The sequence below is a fragment of the Nocardia abscessus genome (assembly GCF_015477775.1).
GTDB lineage: Bacteria > Actinomycetota > Actinomycetes > Mycobacteriales > Mycobacteriaceae > Nocardia > Nocardia abscessus_A.
The window spans coordinates 342,155-359,033 of the sequence record NZ_JADLQO010000002.1 but is presented as its reverse complement, the minus strand read 5'-3'; the positions used below and the strand labels follow the sequence as shown (position 1 = coordinate 359,033).

Annotated in this window: 19 protein-coding genes; 13 read left to right on the top strand and 6 right to left on the bottom strand. The window is 69.1% G+C overall.

Annotated features, from left to right (window positions below; all coding sequences use genetic code 11):
• Positions 1–124 precede the first annotated feature (124 nt).
• Positions 125–877 (top strand): YebC/PmpR family DNA-binding transcriptional regulator, encoded by a 753-nt coding sequence (locus IU450_RS07245; RefSeq protein WP_195149003.1) that lies wholly within the window; start codon positions 125–127, stop codon positions 875–877.
• Here the strand turns inward: IU450_RS07245 and IU450_RS07240 are convergent.
• The 4 genes from IU450_RS07240 to IU450_RS07225 form a co-directional block, all read right to left on the bottom strand.
• Entirely contained in the window at positions 874–1,377 is a 504-nt protein-coding gene (locus IU450_RS07240; protein WP_195149002.1) for an SRPBCC family protein, read from the bottom strand. The two genes, IU450_RS07245 and IU450_RS07240, sit on opposite strands and share 4 nt — an antisense overlap.
• Positions 1,378–1,593: 216 nt before the next feature.
• Positions 1,594–1,953, bottom strand: coding sequence for a metalloregulator ArsR/SmtB family transcription factor (locus IU450_RS07235; protein ID WP_195149001.1), 360 nt, complete (start codon positions 1,951–1,953; stop codon positions 1,594–1,596).
• A 113-nt stretch (positions 1,954–2,066) separates the two neighbouring features.
• Complete coding sequence (locus tag IU450_RS07230) at positions 2,067–2,273, bottom strand: DUF5988 family protein (RefSeq protein ID WP_043694250.1); 207 nt, start codon at positions 2,271–2,273, stop codon at positions 2,067–2,069.
• A gap of 42 nt (positions 2,274–2,315) precedes the next feature.
• The gene (locus IU450_RS07225) at positions 2,316–3,251 is read right to left on the bottom strand and encodes an NADP-dependent oxidoreductase (protein ID WP_195149564.1); all 936 of its coding nucleotides are present in this window, start codon (positions 3,249–3,251) and stop codon (positions 2,316–2,318) included.
• Positions 3,252–3,357: 106 nt separating this feature from the next.
• On the opposite strand from IU450_RS07225, the gene IU450_RS07220 reads away from it, so the two are divergent.
• From IU450_RS07220 to ruvB, 6 genes are all read left to right on the top strand, one after another.
• Positions 3,358–4,338, top strand: coding sequence for a GlxA family transcriptional regulator (locus tag IU450_RS07220; protein WP_416382854.1), 981 nt, complete (start codon positions 3,358–3,360; stop codon positions 4,336–4,338).
• Between the two features lie 95 nt (positions 4,339–4,433).
• Positions 4,434–4,946 carry an O-acetyl-ADP-ribose deacetylase gene (locus IU450_RS07215; protein WP_195148999.1) on the top strand — a complete coding sequence of 171 codons (513 nt, stop codon included), beginning with the start codon at positions 4,434–4,436 and terminating at the stop codon, positions 4,944–4,946.
• Positions 4,947–5,130: 184 nt separating this feature from the next.
• Complete coding sequence (locus tag IU450_RS07210) at positions 5,131–5,583, top strand: acyl-CoA thioesterase (protein WP_195148998.1); 453 nt, start codon at positions 5,131–5,133, stop codon at positions 5,581–5,583.
• A gap of 80 nt (positions 5,584–5,663) precedes the next feature.
• Positions 5,664–6,233 (top strand): crossover junction endodeoxyribonuclease RuvC, encoded by a 570-nt coding sequence (ruvC, locus tag IU450_RS07205; protein WP_195149563.1) that lies wholly within the window; start codon positions 5,664–5,666, stop codon positions 6,231–6,233.
• Positions 6,230–6,835: a Holliday junction branch migration protein RuvA gene (gene ruvA / locus IU450_RS07200; protein ID WP_195148997.1), complete on the top strand. Its 606-nt coding sequence runs from the start codon at positions 6,230–6,232 to the stop codon at positions 6,833–6,835. Before ruvC ends, ruvA begins: the two co-directional genes overlap by 4 nt.
• 6 nt (positions 6,836–6,841) lie before the next feature.
• Complete coding sequence (ruvB, locus tag IU450_RS07195) at positions 6,842–7,924, top strand: Holliday junction branch migration DNA helicase RuvB (protein ID WP_195148996.1); 1,083 nt, start codon at positions 6,842–6,844, stop codon at positions 7,922–7,924.
• Positions 7,925–7,960: 36 nt separating this feature from the next.
• Here ruvB and IU450_RS40870 read toward each other — a convergent pair whose 3' ends face one another.
• Together IU450_RS40870 and IU450_RS07185 are read right to left on the bottom strand one after the other, a co-directional pair.
• Positions 7,961–8,524: a DivIVA domain-containing protein gene (locus IU450_RS40870; RefSeq protein WP_195148995.1), complete on the bottom strand. Its 564-nt coding sequence runs from the start codon at positions 8,522–8,524 to the stop codon at positions 7,961–7,963.
• 151 nt (positions 8,525–8,675) lie between these two features.
• A complete protein-coding gene (locus IU450_RS07185) occupies positions 8,676–9,299 on the bottom strand; it encodes a TetR/AcrR family transcriptional regulator (protein WP_195148994.1) in 624 nt (207 codons plus the stop codon).
• Between the two features lie 78 nt (positions 9,300–9,377).
• On the opposite strand from IU450_RS07185, the gene IU450_RS07180 reads away from it, so the two are divergent.
• The 6 genes from IU450_RS07180 to IU450_RS07155 all read left to right on the top strand — a co-directional run bounded on the left by IU450_RS07180 (position 9,378) and on the right by IU450_RS07155 (position 16,814).
• The gene (locus tag IU450_RS07180; RefSeq protein WP_195148993.1) at positions 9,378–10,868 is read left to right on the top strand and encodes a flavin-containing monooxygenase; all 1,491 of its coding nucleotides are present in this window, start codon (positions 9,378–9,380) and stop codon (positions 10,866–10,868) included.
• Between the two features lie 203 nt (positions 10,869–11,071).
• Positions 11,072–11,446, top strand: coding sequence for a preprotein translocase subunit YajC (gene yajC, locus IU450_RS07175; RefSeq protein ID WP_195148992.1), 375 nt, complete (start codon positions 11,072–11,074; stop codon positions 11,444–11,446).
• 119 nt (positions 11,447–11,565) lie between these two features.
• Entirely contained in the window at positions 11,566–13,221 is a 1,656-nt protein-coding gene (secD, locus tag IU450_RS07170; protein ID WP_195148991.1) for a protein translocase subunit SecD, read from the top strand.
• A gap of 7 nt (positions 13,222–13,228) precedes the next feature.
• Complete coding sequence (gene secF / locus IU450_RS07165) at positions 13,229–14,464, top strand: protein translocase subunit SecF (protein WP_195148990.1); 1,236 nt, start codon at positions 13,229–13,231, stop codon at positions 14,462–14,464.
• A gap of 18 nt (positions 14,465–14,482) precedes the next feature.
• Positions 14,483–16,204, top strand: coding sequence for an ABC transporter substrate-binding protein (locus IU450_RS07160; RefSeq protein WP_195148989.1), 1,722 nt, complete (start codon positions 14,483–14,485; stop codon positions 16,202–16,204).
• Between the two features lie 37 nt (positions 16,205–16,241).
• A complete protein-coding gene (locus IU450_RS07155) occupies positions 16,242–16,814 on the top strand; it encodes an adenine phosphoribosyltransferase (protein WP_195148988.1) in 573 nt (190 codons plus the stop codon).
• The last annotated feature ends 65 nt before the right edge of the window (positions 16,815–16,879 follow it).

Here is a 16,879-nt window from a genome sequence, read left to right as displayed (position 1 = left end):
CGCGTAGCCGGGGCGCTTTGCGCGGACGTCGTGGCCGCCCGAGTAGGCTGGGGAAGTTGTCCGCCCGGCCGTGCCGGTACCGTACACACGACCAGACGTGCCATCGACCTGAAGGAAGTAGGGAATGAGCGGCCACTCCAAATGGGCCACCACCAAGCACAAGAAGGCTGCGATCGACGCGAAGCGCGGCAAGCTGTTCGCGAAGTTGATCAAGAACATCGAGGTGGCGGCCCGGACCGGTGGCGGTGACCCGGATGGCAACCCGACGTTGTACGACGCCATCCAGAAGGCGAAGAAGTCGTCGGTCCCCAACGACAACATCGAACGCGCGCGCAAGCGCGGCGGCGGTGAAGAGGCGGGCGGCGCCGACTGGCAGACGATCATGTACGAGGGCTACGGGCCCAACGGCGTGGCCGTGCTGATCGAGTGCCTCACCGACAACCGCAACCGGGCCGCGGGTGAGGTCCGGGTCGCGATGACGCGCAACGGCGGCAATATGGCCGACCCGGGCTCGGTGGCCTACCTGTTCCATCGCAAGGGTGTCGTCACCCTGGAGAAGAACGGCCTGTCCGAGGACGACGTGCTGCTCGCGGTCCTCGACGCCGGCGCCGAGGAGGTCAACGACCTCGGTGAGTCGTTCGAGATCATCAGCGAGCCCAGCGATCTGATCGCGGTGCGTACCGCGCTGCAGACCGCCGGTATCGACTACGACTCCGCCGAGTCCGGCTTCCAGCCCTCGGTGTCGGTCGCGGTGGACGCCGACGGCGCCCGCAAGGTGATCAAACTCGTCGACGCGCTCGAGGACAGCGACGACGTGCAGAACGTCTACACCAATGTCGATATCTCGGACGAGGTGCTCGCTGAGCTCGACGACTAGTCGATCAACCGCGCGTAGTAGTCCTGCATGGCGGGATAGTAGTGCGCGAAATCGGGGCGGCCGGTCTGCGCACGGGCCGCCCCGAGCATGTCCAGGTAGTACTCCCAGCCGGGTCCGACGTGGGGCAGCTGGGCGATCTCGGTGTCGGTGCGCAGGTGGTGGGTGAAGCGCAGCTCGGTGGCCCCCGCCGTCTCGCGCAGCGCCAGGTCCAGCTGCCAGGAACCGTGGTCGTCGACAGCCGAGACGGCGAGACGGCGCGGCGGCTCGCAGGCGTCGATGCGCATCTGCATCCACGGCTGCTCGTCCTCGAAGACCATTCGCACCTTGATCGTTCGTCCCGGTCCCGCTTCGCCCTCCCACGGTCCGAACCAGCGGGCGGTGCGGTCGGGTTCGGTGACGCTCGCCCAGACGTCCTCGATGGGGGCGCGGTAGGTGCGGGTCAGCACCAGATCCTTGCCCACGTCGGCGGGAAACAGTCGTCCCGTGGGTGGCTTGGTCATGCGACTTCCTTTCTGGCGTGTGCGGGGCCCTGCGTGGTGATGCTGCGCTGCCGCCTCCGGGCCTGACCGCTCATGCGGTTTCCTTTTGGCATGTGCGGGGCCCTGCGTGGTGATGCTGCGCTCCCGCCTCCGGGCCTGACCGCTCATGCGGTTTCCTTTTGGCATGTGCGGGGCCCTGCGTGGTGACGCTGCGCTCCCGCCTCCGGGCCTGACCGCTCATGCCGTGTCCTCCCGTGGCGTTTCCTGGCCGTCGGAACGACGCTCGCGTCTGGTCCGGTAGACCTCGGTCTCGAGTGCGTCGAGGTGGTGCGCCCATGCGGCCGGCTGCTGGAACCGCGCGAGCCACTCGGTGAGCGCCGACAGCGGGCCGGTGTCGAGTACGTAGAAGCGTTCTCTGCCGACGAGTTCATCGTGTACCAGGCCGCTTTCGCGCAGCACACGCAGATGTCTGCTGACGGCGGGGCGGCTGATCGCGAAATGCCCGGCGATCTCCCCGGCGGTGCGCCGCGCGCCGACGAGCAGTTCCATGATCTCCCGGCGCACCGGATCGGCGATCGCGCCTGCTACCTCATCCACGACAAAAGCGTAACCAATTGGTTACGCTTTTGTCCATGGCATCCCGCGCCGAATTGGGTCGGAACTTCGCGGCCGGTCGGCTCGTCACCGCCGCCGGGGAAGGTCGGTCGGGCTTATTCCGCGATCTTCGTGCGATCGCACCACTCGTACACGCGCAGTCGTCCTTCGGAGGTGTCCTGTTCGCGCTGGGTGACCTTGAAATGCTCGTATCCGCCGCGGAACGGCACCTTCAACTCCACCCCTGGCGGGGTGATCGGGACGATACGCGTGGGCAAGTCTTGCGGCCCGCCTTCGAGGACAGCTTTCGCACCAATACTCATCCTCGGATGGTAGAAGCGCCGATGCCCTGATCGTGGGAGATTTCAAGGCACGGTGAGGACTAATTTGCCGACGGTTCGCCCGGTGTCGCCCAAAGCATGCGCCTTCGCCGCCTCCGACAGCGGGAACGTTCCCGCCAGTGTCGGGCGCAGGGCGCCTGATTCGGCGAGCGCGGCCAAGGCGTGCATGCCGGCGTGATCGTGTTCCACCAGCATCCGGACCGCGCGGACGCCGCGCGCCTGCGCCTCGGCCGCGAGGTCGACCGTGCCGAAGGCTCGCAGCGACACCAGCAGGCCGCCGGGGCGCAGGGTGCGCAGTGCGCGAATGCTGTTGTCGTCGTCGATCGAGTCCAGGACCACGTCGACGTCGCGGACCACCTCGGCGACATCGGTGTCGCGATAGTCGATCACCTCGTCGGCGCCGATTCCGCGCAGGAACGCGTGGTTGGGCGCGCTTGCCGTGCCGATGACGAAGGCCCCGTGCGCCTTCGCGATCTGCACCGCGAAATGGCCGACGCCACCCGCGGCCGCGTGGATCAGCACGCGTTGCCCGGCTGTCAGGCCCGCCGTCTCGACCAGCGCCTGCCAGGCGGTGAGCGCGGCGAGCGGGATCGCCGCCGCCTGTGTGTGGTCGAGGGCGGCCGGTTTGCGCGCGAACGCGCGGGCGGGACCGACCACGTATTCGGCGCAGGAGCCGTGGCCGTGCGGATAGGGGAGCATGCCGAAGACCTCGTCGCCGGGGTGGAACAAGGTGACGCCGATGCCGGTGGCCGCGACCTCACCCGAGACGTCCCAGCCCAGGACGAACGGTGGCGCGGGCAGGAACAGTCCCGCGGTGGCGCGATGGCGCCAATCGGTCGGGTTCAGTCCGGCCGCGCGTACGCGGACCAGGATCTGGCCGGGGCCCGGAACCGGTTGCGGGAGTTGGGCTTCGGTGAGCACCTCGGGCCCGCCGATGGTGTGCTGGCTGATCGCGCGCATTGTCGCGGTGCTGTCGATATCGGTCACGACTGTCAGCCTGCCGGGGGCGGACGGTGCACGAAATGGCACGATTGCCATTCTTCGATATGATCGTGCCATGACTGAGGTGGCCGCACCCCATCGGGTGGTCGTGCTGGCGTTGGACGGGGTGTATCCGTTCGAGCTGGGCATCCCCACGCGGGTGTTCGGTAGCGCCGCAGGCAGATACGAGGTGCGCACCTGCTCGGTGGACGGGCGTCCGGTGCGCAGCGCCGCCGATTTCGCCATCACGGTCGCGCACGACAGCCGGGCGCTGCGCAATGCCGACACCGTCGTGCTGCCCGCCTGCGATATCGCGACGTCACTCACAGGCACGTTGCCGCAGCCGGTGCTCGACGCGTTGGCGCAGATCCGGCCCGGGGCCAGAATCGTCGCGATCTGCACCGGCGCTTTCGTCGCCGCGGCCGCGGGACTGCTCGACGGGCGCCCGGCCACCACGCACTGGCATCGAGCGGACCTGTTCCGGCGCACCTTCCCCCGCGTGCGCCTCGATCCCGACGTGCTCTACGTGGACGACGGGGACGTCCTCACCTCGGCGGGTGCGGCTGCGGGGCTGGACGTGTGCCTGCACCTGGTCCGGCGCGATCACGGCAGTGCCGTCGCGAACGCGGTGGCCAGGCGCTGTGTCGTACCGCCCTGGCGCGACGGCGGCCAAGCGCAGTACATCGAGCAGCCGGTGCCGCCCGCGACGTCGGCCGGGACCGCCGCGGCCCGGCAATGGGCGCTGGAGAACCTGCGCTGTCCGCTGACGGTCGACGAATTGGCGATCCGGGCACGGATGAGCAAGCGAACCTTCGCCCGGCGCTTCCGCGACGAGGTCGGTATGAGCCCGGGGCGCTGGCTGATCCAGCAGCGCGTCTTCCGTGCCAGGCATCTGCTGGAGACCACCGATCTGACCGTCGATCGCATCGCGGGCGAGGTCGGCTTCGCCACCGGGACCTCGCTGCGCCAGCACCTGACCGAGGCGATCGGCGTGTCGCCACAGGCCTACCGGCGAACGTTTCGCGCGCGTGCCGCGGCGCCGGGGAGCGAGACGATCGTGGCGTGATCCGCGCGCCTGCGGGCACGGTCGGCATCCGCCTGGATGAGCGTGCCACCCGCGGTGGTGTGTCGCCTGCCCGTGGCGAGGGCAGAATGCGAAGCATGGTCGAACTGGTCCTGGTGCGCGGTGACATCACCGAACAGGAAGTCGACGCCGTGGTGAACGCGGCGAACTCGTCGCTGCTCGGTGGCGGGGGAGTCGACGGCGCGATCCACCGGCGCGGTGGGCCGGAGATCCTGGCGGAGTGCCGCCGGTTGCGCGCGTCCCGATACGGCGCGGGCCTGCCGACCGGTGCGGCTGTTGCCACCACGGCGGGTCGCCTGCCCGCGCGGTGGGTCATCCACACCGTCGGGCCCGTGTGGTCGGCCACCGAGGACCGCTCCGCCCTGCTGGCCTCGTGCTATCGGGAATCCTTGCGCGTGGCGGACGAATTGGGAGCGCGGACGGTCGCGTTCCCGGCGATCTCCACCGGCATCTTCGGCTGGCCGATGGACGAGGGCGCTCGCGTCGCCGTCGACACGGTCCGGACGACCGAGACGGCGGTCGCGCAAGTCCGGTTCGTGCTCTTCGACGAGCACGCTCATGCCGCGTTCGTCCGGCAGGCCGGAGCGTAGGCGGCGCAGGAGCGAAGCCGACCGCCTCACCGGCCGATTCGAGGCCCGCGTGGCGAGTGCGCGCTGCGGAATGATCGCTCATCCTCTCTGGGCCTTCCGGTATCCGGACGGGCGGGTGCCCGTGCGAGCGCATGCGTCCCGTCGGTGCGGCGAACTTGTCGGTGCCCGCTGGCATAGTCGGCCCGTGTCGTTCAGTACCCGCATCGAAGTCCGGGTGTCCGACCTGGACCCGCAATTGCACGTCACCGGCGCGGCCTACCACCAATTCGCCGACCATGCGCGTTTCGCGTGCGTCCAGGCGGCGGGCGTCTCGGTCGACGAGCTGATCGCGTCGGGCCTCGGGCCGGTCAATTTGGAGACCGTACTTCGCTTCCAGCGTGAACTTCGCGGTGGCGACACCGTGGACGTGTCGTGTGCCTGGCAGTGGGGGCAGGGCAAGACCTATCGGGTCGAGCACGTCCTGACCCGGGCCGACGGGGTGGTCGCCGCTACGGTGACCAACGTCAGCGGCTTGCTCGATCTGGGCGCCCGCCGCCTGGTCGCCGATCCCGCGCGGCAGTGGGCGGCGCGCGCGAGTAATCCGCAGTTGCTGGGATTGCCGGGCCCCTCAGGGGAAGCGACGGCCCTCGGCGGATAGCCCGTCGTGTCGGGGACGGCGAAAGAGCAAGCCTCCGCTAGACTCTCGAACAATTGTTCGTGTCCGGGAGAGGGGTTGTCGTGCGGGTGATGGGCGTCGACCCCGGACTCACCCGATGTGGCCTCAGCATCGTCGACGGCGGGTCGGGCCGGAAGGTCACCGCCGTGGACGTCGACGTGGTCCGCACTCCCGGTGACATGGATCTGGCCCGGCGCCTGCTGGCGGTGGCCGACGCCGCCGAGCGCTGGATGGACACCCACAAGCCGGGGGCCGTCGCGATCGAACGCGTCTTCGCCCAGCACAATGTCCGTACCGCCATGGGCACCGCGCAGGCGGGCGGAGTGATCGCGCTGGCCGCGGCGCGCCGGGGGATCCCGGTCGCCTTCCACACGCCCAGCGAGGTCAAGGCCGCGGTCACCGGCAACGGCGCCGCGGACAAGAAGCAGGTCACCGCGATGGTCACCCGTATCCTCGGCCTGGCGACCGCGCCGAAACCGGCGGACGCGGCGGATGCGCTGGCGCTGGCGATCTGCCATTGTTGGCGGGCGCCGCTGCTGGAGCGGATGGCCGCGGCGGAGGCCAAGGCGGCCGCGGCGCAGCGCCGGTACATCGAACGGCTGGCCGAACAACGGAAGGCGGTGCGCGGGTGATCGCGTCGGTACGCGGTGAAGTGCTGGAAATCGCCCTCGACCACGCGGTGATCGAGGCGGCCGGCGTCGGCTACCGGCTCAACGCCACCCCGTCCACGCTGGCCGGGCTGACCCGTGGCGAGGAGATCCGGCTCTACACCGCGATGATCGTCCGCGAGGACTCGATGACGCTCTACGGTTTCGCCGACACCGAGGCCCGCGACCTGTTCGGCCTGCTGCAAACCGTCTCCGGCGTCGGCCCCCGCCTCGCCATGGCCGTGCTGGCCGTTCTCGAGCCCGAGGCGCTGCGCAAAGCGCTGGCCGAGAGCAACGTGGCGGCGCTGACCCGGGTGCCCGGCATCGGCAAGCGCGGCGCCGAGCGCATGGTGGTGGAACTGCGGGACAAGGTGAATCTTGTTCCGGTGCCTGCCGGTCCGCCAGGATCGGCGTCCGCCGCGGTGGGCACGCCGGTGCGCGATCAGGTCGCCGAGGCGCTAGTCGGCCTCGGTTTCGCCGCCAAGCAGGCCGATCAGGCGATCGACGCGGTGCTTGCGGACCAGCCCACCGCCGACACCTCCGCCGCCCTGCGCGCCGCGCTCGGCCTGCTCGGCAAGAACCGGTAAGACGTTATGGACCACCAAGAGGAACCCACCGAATCCCAGGTCAGCGCAAGCTATTTGAAGTCCGACGGCGAGATCGAGGCGAGTCTGCGCCCGAAGTCGCTTGACGACTTCATCGGTCAGCCCAGAGTGCGCGAACAGCTCGGACTGGTGTTGCGCGGAGCCAAACAGCGCGGCGGCACGCCGGACCACGTCCTGCTCTCCGGCCCGCCTGGACTCGGCAAGACGAGCATGGCGATGATCATCGCCACGGAACTGGGCACCGCGCTGCGGATCACGTCGGGCCCCGCGCTGGAGCGGGCGGGCGACCTGGCCGCCATGCTCAGCAACCTGGTCGAGGGCGATGTGCTGTTCATCGACGAGATCCACCGGATGGCCCGCCCCGCCGAGGAGATGCTCTACCTGGCGATGGAGGATTTCCGGGTGGACGTGGTCGTCGGCAAGGGCCCCGGCGCCACCTCCATTCCCCTGGACATCGCGCCGTTCACCCTGGTCGGCGCCACCACCCGGTCCGGAGCGCTGACCGGGCCGCTGCGCGACCGCTTCGGTTTCACCGGGCACATGGACTTCTACGAGCCGGGGGAGCTGCTGCGCATCCTGCAACGTTCGGCGCACATCCTCGGCGTCGTCATCGATGAGGAGGCGGCGTCGGAGATCGCGGGCCGCTCGCGCGGCACGCCCCGCATCGCCAACCGCCTGCTGCGGCGCGTTCGCGACTACGCGGAGGTCCGGGCCGACGGCCGGATCACCCGCCCTGTCGCGCAGGCCGCGCTCGAGGTCTACGACGTGGACGTGCTCGGCCTCGACCGCCTCGACCGCGCGGTGCTCGGCGCGCTCGTCCGCAGTTTCGGCGGTGGCCCGGTCGGGGTGTCCACCCTGGCGGTGGCGGTCGGGGAGGAAGCCGCGACCGTCGAAGAAGTATGCGAACCGTTCTTGGTTCGCGCGGGCATGGTCGCGCGCACACCCCGCGGCCGGGTGGCCACTGCCGCCGCCTGGGAGCACCTCGGCCTCGTCCCGCCGCCCGACCTGGTGTTCGGCTCCATCGAAGTGCGCGGTCGCGAGCCGCACCCCACCCTCGACCTGTTCGAATGACCCGCCGCCGCGGGTGAACGAGGGCGCGGTGGCCGGTCAGTGGCGATGGCGCAATGCGGCGGCGACCAAGTCGAGAAAGGCGTCGACCTCGTCGCGTTGATAGCCGCGCGTGCCGAGGCGGGCCTCGGTGAAGCGGACCGTCCGGACGTCGTCGATGGTGAGGCTGCCCGCTCCGCCGTGTGCGAGGCTCGCGGCGACCAGATCGAGGAACGCGCCGACCTCTTCCTCGTTGTATCCGCGTCGGCCCATCGGGGCCGGGGTGAATCGCATGCGGCGCACGTCGTCGGGTGTGAGCATGGGGTGGCCGTTGCCGTTCGCGGCCGGCACCGGCCGGACGCCGCGCTGACGGAACTCCAGCTCGGTGCGCAACTGATCCAGGTACTCGTCGACCTGGTCGGCGCGATAGCCGCGCTGGCCGAGGCGAGGCGGGTCGAAGCTGACATGCCGCAGATCGTCGGCGGCGAGCACGCCCTGTCCGGCCAGGGTCGCGGCGACGAGTTCGAGGAAGGCATCCACCTCGTCCGCGTGGTAGCCGCGATGCCCGAGCGTCGAAGTCGCGAAACGGGTGCGGCGCACGTCCTCCGGGGTCACAGGCGCCATTCTGTCAGGCTCGGTGCGCCGGACCGCTCGGAAGGAAAGTTTCGGAATTCCCTGGCCTTTTGCGAACAAGGGCCGTCCCCCTGGCGAAGCGTCGGATCAGTGCGCCTCACCCTAGCGCCCGGTCGTGGTGTCAGGGGGATTGCCGCGTTGCTCAATCCTTGCGAACGCCGTCCACGAGCAGGCGGCGGATCGCCTGGTTGAGTCCGGCGATCGCGGCCTCGTCCGGTTCGCGCAGCGAGTGCACGATGCCTGCGATGAGCATGCCGGTCACCGCCCGCGCGGTGTTGCGGGTATCCAGGTCGGCGCGCAGGTAGCCCAACTCGACACCGTGGTCGAGATAGCCCGCGGTGAGCGCGTCGGCGGTGTCGAGCAGTCCGTACAGCCGCTGGGTGAGTTCGTCGTCGATGCCGGTGGCATGGAACAGCAGTAGCTGGGCCACCCTGCGGTCGGCCAGCAGGATCTCGGTGAGTGCCACGCCGATGCGGTCGATCTGGGCGCGGTATTCGTCGAGGGTGGCGGCGGCGTCCGGGGCGTTCTCGGTGCCGAGGGCGGCGATGATGCGCGCGGCCAGATCATCGATGACGTGGTCGATGATGTCGCGCTTGTTGCTGAAGTACCGGTAGAAGGTGCCGTGTCCGATGCCTAGGTGGCCCGCGATGTCGGCGATGCCGGTCGCGTGATAGCCCTTCTCCGCGAAACAGACGAAGGCGGTGTCGATGATCTCCTGGCGCAGTTCGGCTTTCCGTCGCTCGGCACGCGTGGATGGCTTCGTCACCTAGCCGATGATACAGTCGTCACAAGCGGAATGATGTGTCATTCCGTGATATGTGGTTCAGCTAGCAGGAGGTTCGGTGTGGCGCCTCAATACGACGCGGTCGTGGTCGGTGCGGGGTTCGGGGGCATGGGGGCGGGCATTCAGCTCGATCGGCTCGGCCTGAGCAATTACGTCATCCTGGAGCGGGAGGACGATCTCGGGGGCACCTGGCACGTCAATCACTATCCGGGTCTGGCGGTCGACATCGCCTCGGTCACCTACTCCTACTCGTTCGAGCCGAATCCGCACTGGTCGCGCCTGTTCGCGCCGGGCGCGGAACTGAAGAAGTACGCCGAACGCGTCGCCGACAAGTACGGCCTGCGGCGCCGGATGCGCTTCGGCACCCTCGTCGACGGCGCGCGCTGGGACGACGAGCAGCAGCACTGGGTGGTCTCGATCGCGGGCGGGGAGACCATCACCGGCCGGTACCTGCTGACCGCGACGGGGTTCCTTTCCCAGCCCTACACTCCGCCGTTCCCCGGTATCGATTCGTTCCAGGGCAAGATCATCCACACCACCGCGTGGGAGGACGGCTTCGATCTCACCGGCCGCAGGGCCGCGATCATCGGCACCGGCGCCACCGCCGTGCAGTTGGTGCCAGAAGTGGCCAGAAAGGCGCAGGCGCTCACCGTATTCCAGCGCACGCCCATCTGGGTGGTCCCGAAGATCGACACCGCGATCCCCGCGCCGGTGCGGAAGCTCTTCGAACGTGTTCCCGCCACGCAGAAGGCGGCGCGGCTGGTCAACACCAGCTTGCTGGAGGCCCTGATGGTGGTCGGGGTGCTGCACTTCAAGCAGGCCAAGCTGATGAACAAGGGCGCGGGCGCGCTGGCCAAGGCGCATCTGCGCGCATCCGTGCGCGACAAGGAGACGCGCAGGCAGCTGACGCCGCACTACGATTTCGGGTGCAAGCGGCCGACCTTCTCCAACCATTACTTCACGACGTTCAACCAGCCGCACGTGCGCTTGGAGACCCACGCGATCGAGCGCGTCGAGCCGGACGGCATCGTCACCGCCGACGGGCACAAGACCGAGATCGACACGCTCATCCTGGCCACCGGCTTCAACCTGTGGGACGTGAACTTCCCGGCCATCGAGATCATCGGCCGCGACGGGATGAACCTCGGCAAGTTCTGGCGGGACAACCGTTTTCAAGCCTACGAGGGCATCACGGTGCCGAAGTTCCCCAACTTCCTCAGCCTCAACAGCCCCTACTCCTACAGCGGTCTGTCCTACTTCACGACCATCGAGGCGCAGATGAAGCACATGGGCCGCTTGTTCGGCGAGCTGCGCAGGCGGGGCGAGCACACCTTCGAGGTCACCGAGCAGGCCAACGCTGCGTTCCTGGACCGGGTCACCGCCAAGCTCGGTTCGTCGGTCTTCTACGGCGGCGACTGCGCCACCGCGCGCAGCTATTACTTCAACCAGCACGGCGAGGCCGCCCTGCTGCGGCCGACCAGCACGCTCAACGCGCACCGCGAAGCCGTCAGCTTCCCGCTGGAGGACTACCTCTACGGCAAGGCCGCCTGACTTCCCGCGGCCGCGGGATGACTTCCCGGGGCCGCGTCGCACGCGAGTTCGCCCGCCGGAGCGTGTTCCGGCGGGCGAGTCGGCGTGTGAAGGGGCGTTATGGCTGTCCAGCGGGTGTGCGGGTGTGGCATCCGCGCGGCGAACTGGCAGACTGTGTGGGTACTTGTCCATCCCACCCACAACACTAGGGACTGACTTCGACGATGGAACTGCTGTTTCCGCTGCTACTGGTAGCCCTGCTCGTGCCGATGTTCCTCGGTGTCCGCCGTCAGAAGCGGGAGGCCGAGAAGGTCGCGAGCATGCAGGACAACCTGAAGATCGGCGATCAGGTCATCACCACGTCGGGTCTGTACGGCACCGTGGTCGAACTCGACGACACCACGGTCGACCTCGAGATCGCCGAGGACGTGGTCACCACGTGGCTGCGTCAGGCCATCCGTGAGGTGCGCGCCGAGGACGCGGTGACCACCGAGTCGACCGGCGCGGACGCCACGAGCTCGGACGACGCGGACGCGACCGCGACCGCGACCGTCGAGGAATCCACCGAGCAGACCGAGACCCGCCTGACCAAGGACTGATCGTTCCGGTTGTGCCCGCATCGCCGGATGTCGCCGCGGCTTTCCGTCCGCGCACCCGGCGGCGCTGGTGCCTGCCTGCTCGTTCCATCCTCGACTTCCCGCCTAGGAGATGACGTACTGTGCCACCTTCCCAAGGATCGGCGCACCCGCTCCGGCTGCTCGGCGTCTATGCCGCGCTGCTGGCCGTGGTCTATGCGCTGGTGTTCTTCACCGGTGACAAGTCCCCGACGCCGAAGCTCGGCATCGACCTGCAGGGTGGCACCCGGGTCACGCTGTCCGCGCGCACGCCGGACGGCAGCAAGCCGAGCCAGGACAGCCTGAAGAAGGCGCAGGACATCATCGAGAACCGGGTCAACGGGCTCGGCGTCGGCGGCTCCGAGGTCGTCATCGATGGCGACAACATCGTGATCACCGTGCCCGGTGACGATGGGCAGCAGGCACGCGCGCTGGCGACGACCGCCAAGCTCTACATCCGCCCAGTGCTGCAGGCCGTGCCCACCGCGGGTCGCGGCGCCACCCCGCAGACCACGCCTGGCACGCAGCAGGCGCCGGAGGCCCAGCCCAGCGCGCCGGAGACCGCGGAACCGACACCCGCGCCGCAGCAGCGGGTGTTCCCCGCCCAGCAGCCGACGCAGCCGCCGGTCGATCCCGCGCTGACGCCCACCGAAGAGGCCAGCAGGGAGATCCAGGCGGCGAAGGCGCTGCGGCAGAGCACCGATCAGTCCGTGCAGCAGACCGCGCTGGCCACTCTGGACTGCGGGAAGTCCGATCCGCTCGCGGGCAACGACGACCCGGATCTTCCGCTGGTCACCTGCTCGACCGACGGCACCGAGGTTCTCCTGCTGGACAAGAGCCGCATCGACGGCCAGGAGATCAAAGACGCCACCTCCGGCCTGAACCAGCAGCAGGCCAGGCACGAGGTCTACTTGGACTTCAAGTCCGGCGGCAGTGACGCATGGGCGGCGCTGACCGGCGAGTACGTCTACAAGCGGGTCGCCTTCGTGCTCGACTCGAAGGTGGTCAGCGCACCGGTCGTGCAGCAGGGGCCGCAGCAGGGTGGCCGCACCCAGATCTCGGGCAACTTCACCGCCTCGTCGGCGAAGGAACTGGCGAACACGCTGAAGTACGGCTCGCTGCCGCTGTCGTTCCAGACCTCCGAGGCCGAGACGGTCTCCGCCACCCTCGGCCTCTCGTCTCTCAAGGCCGGCCTGCTCGCCGGTGCGATCGGCTTGGCGGTGGTGTTGCTCTACTGCCTCGCCTACTACCGGATGCTCGGTTTCGTCACCGGCTTGTCGCTGGTGGCCTCCGGGTTGGCCGTCTACGGCATCATGGTGCTGCTCGGACGCTGGATCGGCTTCACCCTCGATCTCGCCGGTATCGCCGGTCTGATCATCGGTATCGGTATGACCGCCGACTCGTTCGTGGTGTTCTTCGAACGGATCAAGGACGAAATGCGCGAGGGCCGCAGCTTCCGTTCCGCCGCGCCGCGCGGCTGGCAGCGCGCCCGCCGGACCATCCTGTCCGGCAACGCCGTCAGCTTCATCGCCGCGGCCGTGCTGTACATCCTGGCCGTGGGCCAGGTGAAGGGTTTCGCGTTCACCCTCGGTCTCACCACGATCCTGGATGTCGTGGTGGTGTTCCTGGTCACCTCGCCGCTGGTGCTGCTCGCCTCCCGGACGGCGTTCTGGTCCAAGCCGTCGGTGAACGGCCTCGGCGCGATCCAGCAGATCGCCCGCGAGCGGAAGGCGGCCGCGGCCGCCATCGGGAAGGCGTGAGGACGCGATGACCAACAGCCACACCACCCACTCGCTCGACAAGCCGAGCGCCACCGAGGTCACCGACGTATTCGAGGCGGTCACCGAGCCGCAGACGCCCAAGCACGGCTTCTTCAACCGCCTCTACACCGGCACGGGCGCGATCGACGTCATCGGCAAGCGCCGGATGTGGTACCTGATCACCGCCGTGATCGTGCTCATCTCGCTGGGCAGCATCCTCTTCCGCGGCTTCAACTTCGGCATCGACTTCGAGGGCGGTTCGCGCATCCAGTTCCCGGCCGGGAACGCGACCACCAGTGAGGTGGAGGACGTCTACCGGGGCGCCATCGGCACCGACCCGGTCTCGGTGCAGACCGTCGGCACCGGCGGGTCGGCCACCATGCTGATCCGGTCCGAGGCGCTGAACCAGCAGCAGGTGGAGGCGGTGAACAGCGCGCTGTTCGCCGAGTTCCAGCCGAAGGACAAGACCGGCAACCCGAGCCTGGCCGCGATCAGCACCTCCGACGTCAGCGAGACCTGGGGCAGCCAGATCACCCGCAAGGCGCTCATCGCGCTCGCGGTGTTCCTCGTGCTCGTCGCGGTCTACATCGCGGTCCGCTTCGAGACGCACATGGCCATCGCGGCGCTGGCGGCGCTGGTCTTCGACGTCACCGTCACCGCGGGCGTGTACTCGCTGGTCGGCTTCGAGGTCACCCCGGCGACGGTGATCGGCATCCTGACCATCCTCGGCTTCTCGCTCTACGACTCGGTCGTCGTGTTCGACAAGGTCGAGGAGAACACCCACGGTATTCTCCATCTGACCAGACGCACCTACGGTGAGCAGGCCAACCTCGCGGTGAACCAGACGCTCATGCGGTCGATCAACACCGCTCTGATCGGCATACTGCCGATCGTCGGCTTGATGGTGATCGCGGTCTGGATGCTGGGCGTCGGGACCCTCAAGGACTTGGCGCTGGTGCAGCTGGTCGGTCTGCTGATCGGCACGTACTCCTCGATTTTCTTCGCGACTCCGCTGCTGGTCTCGATCAAGGAACGCTGGGGACCGGTGGCGGGGCACACCAGGAAGGTTCTGGCCAAGCGGGCGGGCGCGGCCAGCGCTCGCGCGGGGATCGCGGCCGAGCGCCGGGCGAGCACGGCGGCGGGACGGGACCTGGACGAGACTCCGCGCCGGCAGCGCGCGGCCGGGCAGGCGCCGCGGCCGGGCGCGCGCCCGAGCGGGAAACGGCACAAGAGGCGGAACTGACACCAGGCAGGGGGTTTCATGCGACAGCCACGCAGGGCGGTACGACTGATCGGAGCGCTCGTTGCGGGCACGGTGGCCGCCGGGCTGATGGCCGGCTGCTCCAGCAAGAACCAGGTGCCCTCCATCGGCTACGCGACCGATGCGACCATCGCCACCTATAACGGCGGCAGCACGCTCGGGGCGAGCTCCGGCTCGCCCGCGGTGTTCTCCCGGGTGCTCACCGGGTTCTTCTACACCGGTCCGGACGGCCAGCAGGTCGCCGACACCGACTTCGGCACCGCCAAGGAGGTGCCGGGCGAGTCGCAGACCATTCAGTACCGGCTCAACCCCGACGGCGTGTACTCCGACGGTGTGCCGACCTCGTGTGACGACTTGGTGCTGACCTGGGCCGCCCGCAGCGGGCGGTACACCAAACCGGGTGACCGGGGACCGGTTCCGCTCTTCGACGCCGCGAGCACCAGCGGCTACGCCGACATCGAGCGGGTCGACTGCCAGCCCGGCTCCCGGGACGCCACGGTGGTGTTCCGCCCCGGTCGGCATTACCTGCCGTGGCGCAACCTGTTCACGGCGGGTGAGCTGATGCCCGCGCATGTCGCGGCCCGTGTGGCGAACGTGCCCAACGTCGTGTCGGCGTTGCAGACCGGCGATCCGAATGCCCTCGGCCGGATCGCGGAGTTCTGGAACACCGGATGGACCATCCCTGCCGACGGCAAGCTGGACCTGTCGCGATTCCCTTCCTCGGGGCCCTACCGCATGGAATCCTTCGGCAGCGCCGACGGTTTGGTGCTGGTGGCCAACGAGCGGTGGTGGGGAAACAAACCGGCGACCGGGCGAATCGTGGTGTGGCCGAAGACCTTCGACTTGAAGAAGAAGGTCGGCGACAACGCCGTCGGTGTGCTCGACATCGGCGCGAACTCGGTGAAAGACCTGAACCTGGGCGGCTTCTCGGTGCAGACCGTGGCAGGCCGGGGCGCCGAGCAATTGGTGCTGACGACCGGCGGAGTGTTCTCCTCGGTCGAGGCGCGACGGGCGTTCGCGCTGTGCCTGCCGCGGCAGACGCTGTTCGACAAACTGGGCAAGGTGCCGGACGCGCCGAAGACGGGGCTGGGCTCCGGCCCGCTCAACGCGCACGTCGTGCAGCAGGATGCCCTGTTCTACCCGGCGGTCATCGCCGCGTCGAACAAGTACTCCGGCGGTGACGTGGCCAACGCGACCAGGGCGGTGGCGGCCTCCGGTGCACCGAACCCGACCGTCCGCATCGGCTACGTGGCGCCGGACGATCGCCGCGCGCAGACCGTCGCGATGATCGCCGAGGCCTGCAAACCGGCGGGGATCACCGTGGTCGACGCCGGTGCGCCCGACTTCACGCCCACCCGGCTCGCCGAGGGCAAGGTGGACGCCGTGCTGGGCAGCACCGCGGCGGCGCCGGGTCCGGCGGGCTCGATCGCGGGAGTCACCGCGACCAGCGCGTTGCGCACCGGTAGCGGGCTGAATGTCGGTCGCTTCGGCAACGGCCGCTACGATGCGATCACCGATCAGCTCGGGGCCGAGGACAACTCGGGCGCACAGTTGAATCTGCTCATCGAGGCCGAGAACCTGCTGTGGGCGGAGCTGCCGAGCATTCCGTTGTTCGCCACCCCTCGCACGATCGCCTTCGGCAAGGGGTTGCGCAATGGGATCGCTGCCCCCAACCAGGCCGGATCCGGATGGAACATGGACCGGTGGGTGCTCGAGCGGTGACAGATGGTGTGGGTGATGTGATCATGGAGAGGTGTCGATGAGCAAGCACGCGGCAATCGAATCCGACGACGTAGCCGCCGAACGGACCACCAAAGCCGCCGAGGTGGTCGACCGTTTGACCCGTTGGCACGACGATTTCCCCACGCCCGGTGTCCGTTTCGCGGATCTCACTCCGGTGTTCGCCGACGCGGAGGGCTTTCGCGCGGTGGTCGAGTGCCTGGCCTCGTGCGCGCCCGACGCCGATCTGGTGGCCGGTGTCGACGCCCGCGGCTTCCTGCTCGGGGCCGGTGTCGCCGCGTCTCTCGGCACCGGCGTGCTCGCGATCCGCAAGGCGGGCAAGCTGCCGCCGCCGGTGATCAGCCGGGAGTACAGCCTCGAATACGGCACCGCCGCGTTGGAGATTCCCGCGGACGGCATCGACCTGTCCGGCCGCCGTGTCCTGCTGCTGGACGACGTCCTGGCCACCGGGGGCACCCTCGCCGCCGCCGCCGAACTCTTCAAGCAGGCGGGCGCCGAGGTAGCCGCCGCCGCGGTCGTGCTGGAACTGGGCTTCCTCGGTGGGCGTGCGCGGCAAGGTGACTACCCCCTGACCTCGATCGTCAAGCTCTGAGCCGGTACGGATAGACCGCGCGCGGAAGCCCGCCCGCCACTTGCGCGGGGCTCCGCGTAGCGGAA

Bases quoted from the DNA above. Each gene is read 5' to 3' on its own strand.
- IU450_RS07225 (WP_195149564.1), bottom strand. From the start codon at position 3,251: ATGCGCGCGATCAGCCAGCACACCATCGGCGGGCCCGAGGTGCTCACC.
- IU450_RS07230 (WP_043694250.1), bottom strand. From the start codon at position 2,273: ATGAGTATTGGTGCGAAAGCTGTCCTCGAAGGCGGGCCGCAAGACTTG.
- ruvB (WP_195148996.1), top strand. From the start codon at position 6,842: ATGGACCACCAAGAGGAACCCACCGAATCCCAGGTCAGCGCAAGCTAT.
- IU450_RS07240 (WP_195149002.1), bottom strand. From the start codon at position 1,377: ATGACCAAGCCACCCACGGGACGACTGTTTCCCGCCGACGTGGGCAAG.
- secF (WP_195148990.1), top strand. From the start codon at position 13,229: ATGACCAACAGCCACACCACCCACTCGCTCGACAAGCCGAGCGCCACC.
- IU450_RS40870 (WP_195148995.1), bottom strand. From the start codon at position 8,524: ATGGCGCCTGTGACCCCGGAGGACGTGCGCCGCACCCGTTTCGCGACT.
- IU450_RS07245 (WP_195149003.1), top strand. From the start codon at position 125: ATGAGCGGCCACTCCAAATGGGCCACCACCAAGCACAAGAAGGCTGCG.
- IU450_RS07155 (WP_195148988.1), top strand. From the start codon at position 16,242: ATGAGCAAGCACGCGGCAATCGAATCCGACGACGTAGCCGCCGAACGG.
- IU450_RS07160 (WP_195148989.1), top strand. From the start codon at position 14,483: ATGCGACAGCCACGCAGGGCGGTACGACTGATCGGAGCGCTCGTTGCG.
- yajC (WP_195148992.1), top strand. From the start codon at position 11,072: ATGGAACTGCTGTTTCCGCTGCTACTGGTAGCCCTGCTCGTGCCGATG.
- IU450_RS07215 (WP_195148999.1), top strand. From the start codon at position 4,434: ATGGTCGAACTGGTCCTGGTGCGCGGTGACATCACCGAACAGGAAGTC.